The sequence below is a fragment of the Nocardioides sp. NPDC101246 genome (genome assembly GCF_044767415.1).
GTDB lineage: Bacteria > Actinomycetota > Actinomycetes > Propionibacteriales > Nocardioidaceae > Nocardioides.
Genome location: NZ_JBIWNX010000007.1, coordinates 22,062 through 36,330, shown reverse-complemented (window position 1 = coordinate 36,330; position 14,269 = coordinate 22,062). Strand labels below are relative to the sequence as shown.

The window sequence follows — 14,269 nt, the reverse complement described above, 5'->3', positions numbered from 1 at the left end:
TGTGCGATCGATGCGGCGCGTCAGATGTCGAGCGCCAGCTCGGGGGTCCGCGCCCGGGAGACGCAGATCATCATGGTGGTTCCGGCCGCCTGCTCGGTGTCGCTGAGCAGGGAGTCGCGGTGGTCGGGGGTGCCGGCCAGCACCTTGGTCTCGCAGGTGCCGCAGATGCCGTCGCGACAGGAGCTCGAGACCGTGATCCCGGCACCCTCGAGGGCGTCGATGACCGGTACGTCGGCAGGCACCTGCACCACGCGGCCCGAGCGCCGGCAGTCGACCGAGATCGGCTGCTCGCCGTCGGGGTCGACGTCGATCTGCTTGGCCTTGAAGCGCTCGACCTGGAGCGTCCCCTCGGGCCAGCCCGCGGCGTGCTCCTCGACGGCGGCCAGCAGCCCCTCGGGTCCGCAGCAGTAGACCAGCGTGCCGGGGTCGGGCGTCGGCAGCGCGGTGGCCAGGTCGAGCCGGCCGTGGGTCTCCTCGGGGATGACCCGAACCCGGTCCTTGTACGCGGCCAGCTCGTCGAGGAACGCCATCGAGTCCTCGCGGCGGCCGCCGTACCACAGCTCCCAGTCGGTGCCCTGCCGCTCGGCCTCGGTCAGCATCGCGAGCAGAGGGGTGATCCCGATGCCGCCGGCGACGAAGACGTACCGCTTGGCGGGCAGGAAGTCGAAGTTGTTGCGGGGGCCGACCACCCGGAGGCGGTGGCCGGGGCGCAGGCCCTCGTGGACGTACTCGGAGCCGCCGAGGGCGGCCTGCTCGCGCAGCACCGCGACCCGGTAGCCGCTCCGGTCGGCGGGGTCGCCGCAGAGGGAGTACTGCCGCACCAGTGACCCCTTCAGGGTCAGGTCGACGTGGGCGCCCGGGGTCCACTCCGGCAGCTCGTCGCCGTCGGGGTGGACGAGGCGCAGCGACAGTACGCCGTCGGCCTCCAGGGTCATCTGCTTGACCAGGAGCTCCAGCTCCTGCTCCTCGGTGGCGGCACTCATGACGACCTCCTCGTGGTCGGGTCGGGAACCTTGACCGGTGGGGTGAACGGCCGCGGCATCGGGCCGAAGGAGGCCAGGTCGACCTCCACCAGCACCGGTCCGCGCCGGGCGACGGCCCGCTCGAGCTCGGTCGCGGCCTCGGCTGCGGTGCCGATCCGCTGGTAGTCGAGCCCGAGCGCGCCGGCGAGCGCGGCGAAGTCGGGAGTCGTCAGGTCGACGCCGGCCCGGTCGACACCGCGCGCCTCCTGCATGTTGCGGAGCACGCCGTAGCCGCCGTCGTTGAAGACCAGCAGCACCAGCCACGGCCGCTCCTGGGCGAGCGTGAGCAGCTCACCGAGGTGTACGGCCAGGCCGCCGTCACCGGCGATCACCACGGTCGGCTCGTCGGGACGGCCCATCGCGGCACCGAGCCCCATACCGATCCCCTGGCCGATGCCGCCGCCGCGCGGGAAGACGTTGTCACGCGGGTCGTAGACCTCGAAGAGCCGGTTGCCCCAGGACGAGGACGCGATGGTGACGTCGCGGGCGAGCACCGACCGGCGCGGCAGCGCGGAGCGCAGCGCGTCGGCGAGCACGGCGTGGTCGCCGAGCCCCTCGCGTTGGGTGGTGCGTACGTCCTCGCGTGCCCGCGTCACCCGGGCCCGCCACTCCCCCGCGACCGCGGCGCGGCCGCGGACCGCGGCGGTGAGGGACGGGAGCACGTCGCGGGTATCCGCGGCCACCCCGGCGGCGACCGGGAAGACGCGTCCGAGCGCGGCCGGGTCGAGGTCGACCTGGACGTGCACAGCGGGCAGGACGAGGTCGTAGTCGCGGGTCTCGTTGGAGCGGAAGTGGGTGCCGATGGTGAGCAGCAGGTCGGCCTCGGCGAGCAGCGCGCCGCCACCAGGAGTGGCGCCGTAGTTGCCGACCACGAGCGGGTGGTCCTCGGGGACCGCGCCGCGGCCGGAGTTGGAGGTCAGCAACCCGGCGCCCCAGGCGTCGATGAGCTCGGTGAGCGCCGCCCCGGCCTCGGCGACGCCGCCACCGGCCCAGATCAGCGGGCGTTCGGCGGCGACGACGAGGTCGATCAGCTCCTCGAGCCCCGCCGGAGCGCCGGGGCCCGGCTCGGCTGAGCCCTCCTCGACCAGGGTGACGACCTCGCGCTGCGGCAGGTACTGCAGGTCGATGGGCCACTCGACGCTCACCGGGCCCCCGGCCCGGCCGGGACCGCCGAGGGCTCGGTCGACGGCGGCGCGCAGGATGCCGGCCGACTCCTCGAGCGAGGGCACGCAGACCGCGTCGAGCGAGACCGACTCGAGCATGCCGAGCTGGTCCTTGGTCTCGTGGATGAAGCCGCGTCCGGAGCCGAGGTAGGCCGACTCGACCTGCCCGGTCACGTGCAGCACGGAGGTGGCCGAGCTCAGCGACTCGACCAACGAGCCGGCCGCGTTGCCCGCGCCGGTGCCGGTGCTGGTCAGCGCGCAGCCGAGGCCGCCGGTGGCCCGGGCGTAGCCGTCGGCGGCGTTGACGGCGCTCGCCTCGTGACGTACCGGCACGAAGCGCAGCTCCCGCGAGACCGCCTCGACGAGCGGCAGGTTGTGCACGGAGATGACGCCGAAGACGGTGTCGACGCCCACCTCGCGCAGCACCGCGACGAGCAGTTCGCCGCCGTCGGCGTAGGTCACCACATCGGGTGCGGGAGCGGTGGTCAGGTTGGTCATCTCAGTCTCCTCAGGCCACGTAGCGGGCAACGCCGCCACACACGTCGAGCGCCGCACCGGTGACGTACGAGGCGCGGGGGGACAGCAGGGTCACGACCATCGCGGCGACCTCCTCGGCCCGGCCGAACCGGCCCAGCGAGATGCCGCGGTCGTCGGCGAGGTCACGCTCGAACGCCTCGTAGGAGGCGGCCGTCTCGTCGGCCTCGAAGCGCCGGCGCCACTGGCCGGTGTCGATCAGCCCGAGACAGACGCTGTTGACGCGGATGTCGGGTGCGTACTCCGACGCCATCGACTTGGTCAGGTTGAGCAGCCCGGCGCGCGCGGCCGAGGTGGTGACCAGGCGCGGCTCGGGCTGGCGGGCGAGCACCGCGTTGATCGTGACGATCGCGGCGGCGTCGGAGGCACGCAGGTGCTCGAGCGCCGCACCGGTCACGTTGAGGACGCCGCCGAACTTCAGGTCGAGCTCGTCGCGGAAGTCCTCGACGCTCGCCTTGTCGAGCCCGAGCATCCGGGACTGGCCGGCGTTGTTGACCAGCCCGTCGATCCCGCCGAACCGGGCCACCCCGGCCTCGACCAGCGCGCTGACCTGGTCGGCGTCGCGTACGTCGCAGCTCATCGCGAGCACCCGGTCGGCGGGCGCGCCGAGGTCGGCGAGCGCCTTCTCGAGCACGTCGAGACGGCGGGCGCAGGTGATCACGTTCGCGCCCTCCTCGAGGAGGGTGGCGACGGTCGCGAGGCCGACGCCGGAGCTGCCGCCCGTGACGAGCACGGTGCGATCGGCGAGATGGAGATCCATGGGGTTGGTCCTGTCGGTGGAAACAGTCAGGGACTGTCAGTGGAAGACGAAGCCGCCGTCGACGACGAGCTGCTGGCCGGTGATGTAGGCGGCCTCGGGGCCGAGCAGGAAGGCCGCGGCGCCGACGACGTCGGCGGGCTCCTGGTCCCGGGTCAGCGCCCGGTTGTCGCGGTAGAGCTGGTGGCGGTGCTCGGGGATCTGCTGCGCCGCCTCGGTGGTCGTCAGGCCGGCCGCCAGGGTGTTGACGGTGATCCCGTACGGACCGAGGTCGCGCGCCATCGCCCGGGTCAGCGCCGCCAGACCGCCCTTGGAGGCGATGTAGTGGGCGAGGTTCGCCGAGCCGTAGAGGGCCGAGTCCGAGCCGATGTTGAGCACCCGGCCGCCGCCGGCCTCGATCATCCCCGGGACGACCTCGCGGCTGACCAGCCACGGACCGCGCAGGTTGACCGCCATCAGCGAGTCCCACTCGGCGGGGTCGATCTCGTGGACCGGCTTGCCGCCGACCCCGTCGGCGCGGGCGGCGTTGTTGACCAGGCCGTGGACCGGCCCGGTCTCCTTCACCATCGCCCGCACCGAGGCGTGGTCGGTGACGTCGACCGGGACGGTCGAGACGTCATGACCCTCCTCGCGGAGGGTGGCACCGGCCGTCTCCAGCCAGTCCTCGCGGATGTCGGCGAGCCACACCCGGGCACCGGCCTGGGCCAGGCGCCGGGAGATCGCCAGCCCGAGGCCGCGGCCCGCGCCCGTGACCAGAACCGGTGCACCGTGAAGACTCATGGGTCAGTCCCGGGTGACGCCGTGCATCGCGGAGGTCTCCGGGTACGTCGGGACCTGCGGCTTCTGGGCACCGATGATGACGCAGAAGAGCGCGTCGGTGTCGCCGTTGTTCTTCAGGCTGCGCGGCACGCCGGCCGGCACCACGATCATGTCGCGGTAGCCGAGGGTGCGCTTGACGACCTGGCCGTCGCGGTGCACGCCGACCTCCACCTCGCCCTCGAGCACGAAGAAGGCCTCCTCGGCGTCGTGGTGGGTGTGCTCGGGGCCCTCGCCGCCCGGGGGCAGCAGCATGTTGGAGAAGGTGAAGCCCTGGGACTTGATGGTGCGGTTGTCGTTCTCGTGGTTGCCGGTCGCGCCGGAGCCGACGTAGCGGACCTGGGCGCGCTTGAACTGGTCGCCCGCCTTCGCCTGGAAGCCGAGGGTGTCCCAGTCCTCATGACGCGAGGCGCGGGTCAGGATGATGGAGTCGGTGAACTCCTCCAGGCTCTCGGCCGTCTCGTACGTGAGGGGCTGCTGGGTGATCGACATGGGGTCGTTCCTTTCGGTGCTGTGTTCGTTATCGGGTTCGGGGTTGGTCAGGGGCGTCAGCCGTAGAGGCGCTCGACGATCCCGACGAAGGAGGAGAGCCAGGCGTTGAACGCCTCGGGCGACTCCTGGTTGGCCAGGTGGCCGGCGCCGCGCAGCGTCACCAGGACCGCGTCCGGGATGCCGCCGGCGAGCGCCTGCGACTCGGTGATCCCGGTGACCTGGTCCTGGTCGCCGCAGAGCACGAGCGTCGGGGTGTCGATCGCGCCGAGCTCGGCGCTCAGGTCGGTCGCCGCCATCGACTCGGCGGCCAGGGCGTAGCCCGGGACCCGGATCGAGTCCCGCATCGTGGCGATCACCCGGTCGACCAGCTCGCCCGGCGCAGCCGGACTCACCAGCCGCGGCCCGCGACCGCTGGCGAAGCCGGCGCTGCCGGCGGCATCGAGCTCGGCGGCCCGCGTACGCATCGCCGCCGCCTTCTCCGGCGACGTGCCGGAGCCGCGGCTCGCGTCGGCGAGCACGAGGCTGCGGACCAGCTGCGGGTGGCGGGAGGCGAGCCGGACCGCGATCACCCCGCCCCAGGAGACACCCAGGACGTGGACCGGGCCGGCCGCCGCGTACTCCTCGATGACGGCAGCCGCCGCGTCGGCGAAGCCGTCCAGGTCGAGCTCGGTCTCTGGATCGGCGGAGCGGGCGTAGCCGGGGGCGTCCCAGGCCAGCAGCCGGAACTCGCCGGCGAGCGCCGCGACCTGGGGTGCGAACGAGGCCGAGCTGGACCCGATGCCGTGCAGGCACAGGATGGTCGGGCCGCTGCCGGTGTCCTCGACGTGGACCCCGGTGGCGCGGAGCGTGGTGGTGGTCATCGCGGCCTCAGATGATGCTGACCGCGCCGACCGGGCGGCCGACGAGCATGGACAGGGACCGGACCACGGCACGCGAGACCACACCGCTGGTACGCGGGTTGGCTGCCGAGGGGTGGTTGCGGATCTCGAAGCGGTAGCTGCCCGCGTCCGCGTCCGCCTCGATGACATGGCTGGTCAGCGAGGCGGCCGGGTCGGCGACAAGACGCACCTCGACCAGCTCCAGATCGCCCACGGCCAGCCCGACGGTCGCCGCGACGTTGAGCGAGCGCGGGAAGTAGAGCGCCGCCTCGGCGGCGGAGCCCTCGAAGATCGTCGTCGGCCCGCTGGTGGCGCGGATCCGCTCCTGGGTCTCGTCGTCCATCCACGGCTGCAGCAGGGTCGCGGGCAGCTTGGTGGTCGTCACCGACGCCCGGTGCACGGCACCGTGGCTGGCGGCGCTGACCAGCAGGTCGATACCGCCGATGGCGCCGGAGGTGATGAACATCCGGCCCGGACCGGCAGCCTTCAGTGCGCCGACCAGCTCCTGGTCGGCCAGCGCTCCCGCCGAGGTGACCAGCAGGTCGCGACCGGCCTCGAGGATCTCGACCCCGTGCCGGGAGACGACCGCCTGACCGGCGCACTCCACGATCACGTCGCTGCTCTCGATCGCCTTGGCGAGCCGGATCTGCGGCACCGGGCACTCGCCGACCGGGGTGTCGTTGACGACTCCCACGACCTCGATGTCCTCGACCGCACCGGCCACCAGTGCCTCGATCACGGGCCTGCCGATGGCGCCGGCGCCGATGATGCTGACCTTCGTCATCGGGTCACCTCCGCCAGCTCGCGGGCCGTCGCCGGGGCGTAGGCCGTCGCCAGCTCGGGACGGTCGGCGAAGACGCCCGCGTCCTCGACGCCGGCCATGTGGCTGCGTACGTCCTTGGACGGCGGGCCCGCGGTCCCCCATAGGTCGGAGAGCTCGGGGACCCGGCGCCACACCTTGCACAGCCACTGGTCCTCGACGACCTGGGCGACGTCGGAGGTGTACTCGCACACGAGCCCGGCGGGGTCGGCGAAGTAGGAGAAGGTGTTGTTGCCCGGACCGTGGCGGCCAGGACCCCACAGCGGGGTGACGCCCTGCTGCTTGAGCGAGCCGATGCCCCGCATGAAGTGGTCCATGCTCGGCATCTCGTACGCCACGTGGTTGACCGAGGTCCACGCCGCCTGGTTGAAGGCGATGCTGTGATGGTCGGTGTTGCAGCGCAGGAACGCCATCCGGTGCTCGGACCAGTCCGAGACCCGCATCCCGAGGACGTCGGTGTAGAAGGCCACCGCACGGTCGATGTCGACCGTGTTGAGCACGACGTGCGTGACCCCGATCGGGACCGGACGGTCCCGGTCGAGCGGCTTGACGGCGTGGACGTCGGCGACGAGCTCGATCACCCGGCCCTCGGGGTCGGCGAAGCGGATGCCGTAGCCGCCGCCCGCCTGGTCCAGGGCGCCCGGCTCGGTGAGCATCGGGATCCCGCGGAGGGCGAGCCGGCGAGCGGCCTCGTCGACCTCGGCCGGCGTACGCACCGCGAACGAGATGGCGCCGAGGCCGTTGCGCGCCGCCCGGGTCAGCTGGAGGACGTGGTGGTGCTCCCCCGTGCCCCGCAGCCAGGTGTCGTCGTGGTCCTGCTCGATGACCGAGAGGCCCCAGACCTCGGAGTAGAAGTCCGTCGACTCGGTGAGGGTCGGCACCTGCAGCTGGACGCTGCGCAGCGAGTGCAGTGTTGCGATCGACATCCCGACTCCTTTCTCTTTGTGGTTAATATTTAAGTGCTTAGGCTTTTTCATGTCAAGAGGAAACCATGACCCAGGTCACTTTGCGGACCCGTTCTTTGGCGACCGGTCAGCCGGCCCAGGGGTGCGGCGCCTCGTCGAGTCCCCAGTAGAGGCTCTTCTGGCGCGTGTACTCCGCGATGCCGCGACGGCCCTTCTCGGTGCCGAGGCCGCTCTCCTTCATCCCGCTGAACGGGGTGGAGATGCTGAACTGCTTGTAGGTGTTGATCCACACCGTGCCGGCGTCGATCCGGCGGGCCACCCGCCAGGCCGTCCGGTAGTCACCGGTCCACAGGCCGCACGCCAGCCCGAAGACCGAGTCGTTCGCGCGGGCGACCAGGTCGTCCTCGTCGTCATAGGTGAGCACCGAGAGCACCGGCCCGAAGATCTCCTCCTGGCAGGTCGCCGAGGAGTTGTCCAGGCCGGCGATGACGGTCGGGCGGTAGTAGGCACCGGCTTCGTACGCCTCCCCGTCGGGGACCTCACCACCGACCAGCACCTCCCCGCCGTCGTCACGGGCACGATCGACGTGGCCGGCCACGCTGTCGCGATGCCGGTGATGGACCAGCGGCGCCACCTGGGTGAGCGGGTCGAGCCCGTGGCCGATGCGCAGGCGCGCGACGGCCTTGACCAGGCGTTCGAGGAACTCCTCGGCGCGAGCGGAGGGCAGGAAGAGCCGCGATCCGGCGATGCAGCTCTGGCCGGAGCTGGAGTAGATGCCGAACAGGATCCCCGCGATCGCGGCCTCGACGTCGGCGTCCTCGAAGACGATCGTCGGGGACTTGCCGCCCAGCTCGAGCGTGACCGGCATCAGCTTCTCGGCCGCGGCGTGCGCGATGAGACGGCCGGTCGTGGTGCCTCCCGTGAAGGAGACCTTGCCGACGCCGGGATGGCGCACGATCGCGTCGCCGACGACCGATCCCCGGCCGGGCAGCACCGAGACCAGACCGGAGGGAAGCCCGGACTCGGTGATGATCCGGCCCAGGGCGAGCGAGACCAGCGGGGTCCACTCGGCCGGCTTGAGCACGACCGCGTTGCCGGCGGCGAGCGCGGGCGCGATCTTCTGGGCGTCGCTGGCGATCGGCGAGTTCCACGGGGTGATCGCGCCGACCACGCCGATCGGCTCGTGGACGCTCATCGTGAGCGAGTGCCCGCGCGGCGCGGTCAGCTCCTCGTCGAAGGTCTCCAGCGCGGCAGCCATATAGCGGAAGGTGCCCGCAGCGCTGGCGACCAGGGCCGAGGTCTCGGCCAGCGTCTTGCCGGTGTCCCGGGTCTGCAGCCGGGCGAGCCGCTCGGCCGAGCCCTCGATCCCGTCGGCGATCCGGTGCAGGTGGCGCGCCCGCTCGTGCGGGAGCAGCCGGCCCCACGTGGCGGCGGCCTCCGCTCCGCGGGTGACGGCCTCGTCGACATCGGCCTCCGAGGCGTGGTGCACGGTCGTGATCACGCCGCCGTCGGCGGGGTCGATGCTCTCCGACCCCGATCCGCTGCCGCGACGCCACTCCCCCGCGACCAGGATCTCGTCGGCTGGGACGACCACGTCCCTCAGGTCCGAGGCGCTCACTGGGAGATCTCCTCCAACGTACGCTCCCGGGTCTCGACCGCGAACACGACGGTGGTGAGCGCGCCGACGACGGCGACCGCACCCATCACGATGAACACGTCGGCGATCGAGAACCCGCGGCCGATCAGGCCGCCGACGACCAGCGGGCCGACGATGATGCCGAGCCTGCCGAACGCCCCACCGACACTGACGCCCAGCGCCCGCATCCGGGTCGGATAGAGCTCTGCGGTGTAGACGTACAGCGCGAGGTTGACCGCGAAGATGAACATCGCCGAGGCCGCCGACCAGAACAGGACGGTGCTTGCGCTGGTCGCTCCGGTCGAGGCGAGCACGAACAGGGTTGCCGCACTGCCCAGCATGGCGACCGTGATCGCCACCCGGCGACCGACGATGTCGATGGTCAGCGCGATGACGATGCAGCCGAGGATGCCGGCGACGCTGGTGGCCACGCTGTAGCGCAGCGCGGTGTCGACGTCGAGATGGAAGACCCGGCCATAGATGGTGGGCAGCCAGGCGGCGATCCCGTAGTTGACGAAGTACGCCGTGAGCCAGGCCGTTGCCAGCATCAGCGTGCGCCGCAGGTAGACACCCTGGAACAGCTCCGAGAGGCGGGCCCGGCCCTGCCGGACCGCCTGCGCCGAGCTGGTCGCAGGGGCGGGCAGCTCACCCTTCTGCGCGGCGACCTCCGCCTCGATCCGGCGCGTCGCCTGGTCGGCCTCCTCCAGACGGCCGCGGGCGGCGAGCCAGCGGGGCGACTCCGGGACGCGACGCATGAACGGCACCAGGATCAGCGGGATGGCGCCGAGCGCGAACAGCCAGCGCCACCCGAAGGCAGGTACGACCCAGGCCGCCACCAGCGCCGAGGCGACCAGCCCGGCCGGGAAGATCAGCTCGTAGATCAGCACGAAGCGACCGCGGCGGTGGGCGCGGGTGATCTCACCGATGTACGTCGCCGCGACCGGGACCTCCGCACCGAGCCCGAAGCCCTGGACGAAGCGGAGCACCAGGAAGATCCACAGCGTGGAGGTGCCCGCCATGAGCAGGCTCATGACGGCGTACAGCACGAGCGAGCCGACGAGGACCGGCACCCGGCCGACCCGGTCGGCCAGCCAGCCACCGGCCAGCGCGCCGAGCAGCATGCCGATGCCGCCGATGGCGATCGTCCAGGCGATCATGCCCGGGTTCAGGCCGAAGAACGGGATGAGCACCGGCAGCGCGTAGGCGATCATCAGCTGGTCGAAGCCGTCGAAGAAGGTGGCCACGCCGACGAGCACGCGGGTCTTGACGTGCCAGCGCGAGAGCGGCAACCGCTCGAGCCGGGCACTGATCTGCTCGGCCGTGACGGCCGGCGGCACCGGGGTGATGTTGACCATGTGAGGGTACTTTCGGTTCGCAGCACTCTACAGACGAATAATCCCTAAGTGCTTAATCGTTAAGTGCTTAGAGTGTGCGGTGCGTCACGATCCTCCGTCAACCCCCTTCGTGTTAACTTCCTGTCTCGCGGAGCCCGAGTCGGCTCGTACACTGCGACCATGAGTCACACCGGATCCAGCGTCGATCAGCCCTCGGGCGGCGATGACGCGGTCGACGCGATCGTCTCCCAGTGGACACACGAGCGCCCCGACCTCGACCCCTCTCCCATCGCGCTGTTCGGGAGGGTGCACCGGATCTACCTGCGCTACCAGTCGGTCCTGACCACGGTCTTCGGCCGCCACAATCTCAACTCGGCCTCGTTCGACGTCCTCGCCGCGCTGCGCCGCGCGGGCGCGCCCTACCGCAAGACCGGCCGCGATCTCGCCAGCGGCTCACTGCTCTCCTCGGCGGGCGTGACCTTCCGGCTCGACCGCCTCGAGGCCGCCGGACTCATCACCCGCCAGCGCGACGCGGAGGATCGGCGCGTCGTCTACTCCCAGCTCACCGACCAGGGCCTCGAGGTGATCAACCGCGCGATCGAGGACCACCTGCGCGCGGAGAACGCACTGCTCCACCACCTGACCAGGGAGGAGCGCGACGAGCTCGCCCGGCTGCTCAGCAAGCTCGAGCGCTCGATCGTGGAGGCCGACTTCGACACCGACGGCGAGGTCGCCTCCTGAGACGTCCCCGGTGAGGACGTACGCCCGGCAGTCAGGAATCCGTCGGCGATGACGGCGTCGCGTCGGGGCCGACGAGGTCGAAGAGCTGCTCGATCTCCTCAGCGGTCGGCTTGGGCAGTCCGGACCGGCCGTGGGCGAAGCCGATGCCCGCATAGACCAGCAGGCCGGCCAGGACGCGGGCCTCGGCAGGGTCGCCGCGAAGCTCCAGCAGGGCACCCTCGACGAGGGAGAAGACGAACCGGTCGCCCTCGGCGATGACCTCGGCGACGGTGGGCTCGGTGAGGGCCCAGTCGCGCAGCGCACGCTCGACGCCCCAGTTGGAGTCGTCGAGCAGACGCATGGTCATCGCCCTGAGGCGTTCGCGCGGCGGCAGCAGGTCGAGCTCGGCCAGCTGCTCGAGCACCTCCCGGGTCTGCGCGGACCAGTGCGCGGCCATCGCCGCATGCAGGGCGGCCAGGTCGGCGAAGTGCCAGTAGAAGCTGCCTCGCGTGACGCCGGCGTGACGACAGACGGCATTGATGTCGACGGCGCCGATGCCCTCGGCCACCAGCACGTCGAGCGCGGCCGCGGCCCAGTCGTCGGCCGTGAGCCGGGATCCGCGGGAGCGTCGCACCTGGGTCGCCATCGCCCCATCCTCCTCGGTCGGTCAAGTGAGAACCATACACAGATGTACGGTTCTCGGTTAGGGTGACGGGCAGCACGAGCGATCAGGAGAGCCCATGAGCACCGACGTGCACACCCCGCCACCCCCGTCCGGAGCACCGGGCGAGGTCTGCCCGACGCGGTTCCAGTACTGGAACCGCAAGGACCTCCCCCACTGGCAGCGCCGGCGCGCGGTGTTCCGGAAGCTGACCGGGCACGACCTCTTCCCCACCGACGAGCAGGCCCGGCTGCTGTGCGAGGACCAGTTCGCCGGCGACCCGCTGGCCGAACGGTTCGTCGCCGAGGTCTTCTTCGGGTCGACGTACGGCCGGGGCGAGGGCCGTGCGATGCTCGAGTCGGCGCTCGACCACGGCATCGAGTCCGTGCCCGACGCCCCGGAGTCGATGAAGGCCCTCTTCGCCGACCTGGAGACCGTGCCGGACTGGGTCGACCGCGACCTCGTCGAGCAGGGGGCCGCCGTCTGGACCCGCTGGGGCACGATGCTGTTCAGCGTCGCCGGCGCGATCACGCTGGAGATCTACACCGAGGGCGCCGTGGCGATGCCGCTGTCCCTCGCGGGCGGGTACGCCGGCGACACCGCGCTGCGCCGGTTCCTGGAGACCGTGAAGTTCTGGATCGACGTCTCCGAGCCGGGCCAGCTCTTCGAGAAGAACTCCCAGGCGCGCAAGACCGCGATGCTGGTGCGGGTCATGCACGTCGCGGTCCGCAAGCGGGTCGGCGACCACCCCGAGTGGGACCACGAGGCATGGGGCCTGCCGATCAGCCAGACCTACGAGCAGATGACCCAGATCGGCGGCGCCGTCGCGCCCGCGCTGGCTCTGTGGCTCACCGGCGTCCAGACGACGCCGAAGGAGATGCGGGCGCTGATCCACTTCAACCGCTACATGGGCCACCTGCTCGGGGTGCAGCCGCGGTGGGCGCCGAACACCATCATCGAACAGCTGCAGGTGCTGTTCATGAGCACCGCGGCCCGCAGCTACGACGCCGGCCCGGCCGGCAAGGAGCTGATCGAGTCGTTCCCGGCGGCGTTCGCGCCGCGACCGGGTCAGCGTGGGCTCAAGCGGCTGCGGGCGGCGTACAACTACCGGATCTACTCGGACTACTGCGCCCTGTGGATGGCCCCGGAGACCCGAAGGATGTACGACATGCCGCCGGCGTTCCCGTGGCTGCTGATCATCGTCGCGCGGTTCCCGCTGATGACGCTCGTCGAGCTGCTGCGTCGGCTGCCCGGCCTGCGTCAGCTGCACGCGGGCGTGATGAACCGCCATCGCCGCAGCTGGTACGCGGCTCAGATGGAAGGCCGGCAGGCCGAGTTCGACGCGACCAGTGCGCTGCGGCGCTGACCCGAGGAGAGAGCGACGTGGCGATCACCATCACCGAGGGCTGGAGCGGCCCCGGCAGCAAGGACGGCAAGCTGACCGTCGTCGAACCGCGTGACAACGCGCTGCACCCCGCCGACTCGAAGTGGGCCTTCGAGCACTGGTACTTCGACGCCCGCCTCGAGACCGGCCACACCGTCGTGGTCTTCCTGCAGAAGCGCCGGCCCGAGGAGCCACCGGGCAGCAAGCCGGTCGTCGAGATCGTCGTCTACCACCCCGACGGCACTCGTAGGCAGGTCATCAAGCACTACCCGCACATGGCCTTCGAGGCGTCCGCCGACCGGTGCCGCACCCGCATCGGCCACAACACCGCCGAGCTGGTCGGCACCGACCCGCTCCCGGTGCACCGGGTCAAGGTCGCCGAGGACGGCATCGAGCTCGACCTCACCTTCACCAACCGGACGCCGTCATGGATGCCCGGCCAGGGCTGGACGAAGTACGGCGAGAGCGACTTCTTCGGCTGGGTCGTCCCCGGCCCGCGGGCGGTCGTGACCGGCACCGTCGTCCTCGACGGCGAGACCATCGAGGCTTCCGGCATCGGCTATCACGACCACAACTGGGGCGCCGGCAACATGCCCCGGATCATCGACCGCTGGCACTGGGGCCGGCTCTACACCGACGACGTCTCGATCGTCTTCGCGACGGTGAAGACCCAGAAACGCTTCGACCACCACGAGTCGAAGCCGCTGATGCTGGCGCTGGGCGAGGAGATCCTGCTGAGCACCGGCGAGGTCACGCTCACCGAAGGGCCGCTGCAGCACCACCCCGACGCCCGCCGCAGCCATCCCACCTGGATCCGCCTGGAGACCGAGGCCTCCGCCGACGGGGTCACCGACGCCACGATCGACCTGCGCCTCGACGTACGCAAGGTCATCCACGGCCACGATCTGCTCGACGACGTCCCGGTCGTGGGCACCAGGGTCGGCGGCGCTCTGCTCAAGCCCGTCATCCGTCGGCTGGTCGGCCGGCCCGGCTACTTCCGGTTCCTCTCCGACTTCGAGCTCGCCGTGACGATCGAGGGCGAGACCCGGGTCGAGCGTGGCAGCACGCTCCACGAGCTGGTCGCGCTGCACTAGTTTTTCTAACGCGTATTCAATTCTGGACTACACTCGAAGGACTCCGAATCGGG

The 14,269-nt window shown here is 71.3% G+C and carries 14 protein-coding genes; 3 read left to right on the top strand and 11 right to left on the bottom strand.

Going from position 1 to position 14,269, the window contains the following annotated elements; translation table 11 throughout:
- Nucleotides 1–20: 20 nt before the first annotated feature.
- The 10 genes from ACIRON_RS14375 to ACIRON_RS14330 all read right to left on the bottom strand — a co-directional run bounded on the left by ACIRON_RS14375 (nucleotide 21) and on the right by ACIRON_RS14330 (nucleotide 10,378).
- Nucleotides 21–983, bottom strand: a complete 963-nt coding sequence (locus ACIRON_RS14375; protein WP_402992955.1) for a PDR/VanB family oxidoreductase — start codon at nucleotides 981–983, stop codon at nucleotides 21–23.
- On the bottom strand, nucleotides 980–2,683 hold the full coding sequence (locus tag ACIRON_RS14370) for a thiamine pyrophosphate-binding protein (protein ID WP_402992954.1): 1,704 nt from the start codon (nucleotides 2,681–2,683) through the stop codon (nucleotides 980–982). Before ACIRON_RS14370 ends, ACIRON_RS14375 begins: the two co-directional genes overlap by 4 nt.
- 10 nt (nucleotides 2,684–2,693) lie before the next feature.
- Nucleotides 2,694–3,479, bottom strand: coding sequence for an SDR family oxidoreductase (locus ACIRON_RS14365; protein ID WP_402992953.1), 786 nt, complete (start codon nucleotides 3,477–3,479; stop codon nucleotides 2,694–2,696).
- Nucleotides 3,480–3,515: 36 nt separating this feature from the next.
- Complete coding sequence (locus tag ACIRON_RS14360; protein WP_402992952.1) at nucleotides 3,516–4,256, bottom strand: 3-oxoacyl-ACP reductase family protein; 741 nt, start codon at nucleotides 4,254–4,256, stop codon at nucleotides 3,516–3,518.
- 3 nt (nucleotides 4,257–4,259) lie between these two features.
- Nucleotides 4,260–4,784: a cupin domain-containing protein gene (locus tag ACIRON_RS14355; protein ID WP_091047114.1), complete on the bottom strand. Its 525-nt coding sequence runs from the start codon at nucleotides 4,782–4,784 to the stop codon at nucleotides 4,260–4,262.
- Between the two features lie 56 nt (nucleotides 4,785–4,840).
- Nucleotides 4,841–5,644: an alpha/beta fold hydrolase gene (locus tag ACIRON_RS14350; RefSeq protein ID WP_402992951.1), complete on the bottom strand. Its 804-nt coding sequence runs from the start codon at nucleotides 5,642–5,644 to the stop codon at nucleotides 4,841–4,843.
- A 7-nt stretch (nucleotides 5,645–5,651) separates the two neighbouring features.
- Nucleotides 5,652–6,446: an aspartate dehydrogenase domain-containing protein gene (locus ACIRON_RS14345; protein ID WP_402992950.1), complete on the bottom strand. Its 795-nt coding sequence runs from the start codon at nucleotides 6,444–6,446 to the stop codon at nucleotides 5,652–5,654.
- Nucleotides 6,443–7,408: a VOC family protein gene (locus ACIRON_RS14340; RefSeq protein ID WP_402992949.1), complete on the bottom strand. Its 966-nt coding sequence runs from the start codon at nucleotides 7,406–7,408 to the stop codon at nucleotides 6,443–6,445. Before ACIRON_RS14340 ends, ACIRON_RS14345 begins: the two co-directional genes overlap by 4 nt.
- A gap of 106 nt (nucleotides 7,409–7,514) precedes the next feature.
- Nucleotides 7,515–9,005 (bottom strand): aldehyde dehydrogenase, encoded by a 1,491-nt coding sequence (locus ACIRON_RS14335; RefSeq protein WP_402992948.1) that lies wholly within the window; start codon nucleotides 9,003–9,005, stop codon nucleotides 7,515–7,517.
- Nucleotides 9,002–10,378: an MFS transporter gene (locus ACIRON_RS14330; RefSeq protein ID WP_402992947.1), complete on the bottom strand. Its 1,377-nt coding sequence runs from the start codon at nucleotides 10,376–10,378 to the stop codon at nucleotides 9,002–9,004. Before ACIRON_RS14330 ends, ACIRON_RS14335 begins: the two co-directional genes overlap by 4 nt.
- A gap of 159 nt (nucleotides 10,379–10,537) precedes the next feature.
- Here ACIRON_RS14330 and ACIRON_RS14325 point away from each other — a divergent pair, with 159 nt between their 5' ends.
- Nucleotides 10,538–11,098 carry a MarR family winged helix-turn-helix transcriptional regulator gene (locus tag ACIRON_RS14325; protein ID WP_402992946.1) on the top strand — a complete coding sequence of 187 codons (561 nt, stop codon included), beginning with the start codon at nucleotides 10,538–10,540 and terminating at the stop codon, nucleotides 11,096–11,098.
- A gap of 31 nt (nucleotides 11,099–11,129) precedes the next feature.
- Here the strand turns inward: ACIRON_RS14325 and ACIRON_RS14320 are convergent, their stop codons facing one another.
- On the bottom strand, nucleotides 11,130–11,723 hold the full coding sequence (locus tag ACIRON_RS14320) for a TetR/AcrR family transcriptional regulator (RefSeq protein ID WP_402992945.1): 594 nt from the start codon (nucleotides 11,721–11,723) through the stop codon (nucleotides 11,130–11,132).
- A gap of 94 nt (nucleotides 11,724–11,817) precedes the next feature.
- Here ACIRON_RS14320 and ACIRON_RS14315 point away from each other — a divergent pair, with 94 nt between their 5' ends.
- Nucleotides 11,818–13,104, top strand: coding sequence for an oxygenase MpaB family protein (locus ACIRON_RS14315; protein ID WP_402992944.1), 1,287 nt, complete (start codon nucleotides 11,818–11,820; stop codon nucleotides 13,102–13,104).
- Between the two features lie 17 nt (nucleotides 13,105–13,121).
- On the top strand, nucleotides 13,122–14,216 hold the full coding sequence (locus tag ACIRON_RS14310) for a lipocalin-like domain-containing protein (RefSeq protein ID WP_402992943.1): 1,095 nt from the start codon (nucleotides 13,122–13,124) through the stop codon (nucleotides 14,214–14,216).
- The last annotated feature ends 53 nt before the right edge of the window (nucleotides 14,217–14,269 follow it).

What these genes read in the sequence shown, in the direction of transcription:
- ACIRON_RS14375 (WP_402992955.1), bottom strand. Translation starts at nt 983, where the DNA reads ATGAGTGCCGCCACCGAGGAGCAGGAGCTGGAGCTCCTGGTCAAGCAG.
- ACIRON_RS14370 (WP_402992954.1), bottom strand. Translation starts at nt 2,683, where the DNA reads ATGACCAACCTGACCACCGCTCCCGCACCCGATGTGGTGACCTACGCC.
- ACIRON_RS14365 (WP_402992953.1), bottom strand. Translation starts at nt 3,479, where the DNA reads ATGGATCTCCATCTCGCCGATCGCACCGTGCTCGTCACGGGCGGCAGC.
- ACIRON_RS14360 (WP_402992952.1), bottom strand. Translation starts at nt 4,256, where the DNA reads ATGAGTCTTCACGGTGCACCGGTTCTGGTCACGGGCGCGGGCCGCGGC.
- ACIRON_RS14355 (WP_091047114.1), bottom strand. Translation starts at nt 4,784, where the DNA reads ATGTCGATCACCCAGCAGCCCCTCACGTACGAGACGGCCGAGAGCCTG.
- ACIRON_RS14350 (WP_402992951.1), bottom strand. Translation starts at nt 5,644, where the DNA reads ATGACCACCACCACGCTCCGCGCCACCGGGGTCCACGTCGAGGACACC.
- ACIRON_RS14345 (WP_402992950.1), bottom strand. Translation starts at nt 6,446, where the DNA reads ATGACGAAGGTCAGCATCATCGGCGCCGGCGCCATCGGCAGGCCCGTG.
- ACIRON_RS14340 (WP_402992949.1), bottom strand. Translation starts at nt 7,408, where the DNA reads ATGTCGATCGCAACACTGCACTCGCTGCGCAGCGTCCAGCTGCAGGTG.
- ACIRON_RS14330 (WP_402992947.1), bottom strand. Translation starts at nt 10,378, where the DNA reads ATGGTCAACATCACCCCGGTGCCGCCGGCCGTCACGGCCGAGCAGATC.
- ACIRON_RS14325 (WP_402992946.1), top strand. Translation starts at nt 10,538, where the DNA reads ATGAGTCACACCGGATCCAGCGTCGATCAGCCCTCGGGCGGCGATGAC.
- ACIRON_RS14320 (WP_402992945.1), bottom strand. Translation starts at nt 11,723, where the DNA reads ATGGCGACCCAGGTGCGACGCTCCCGCGGATCCCGGCTCACGGCCGAC.
- ACIRON_RS14315 (WP_402992944.1), top strand. Translation starts at nt 11,818, where the DNA reads ATGAGCACCGACGTGCACACCCCGCCACCCCCGTCCGGAGCACCGGGC.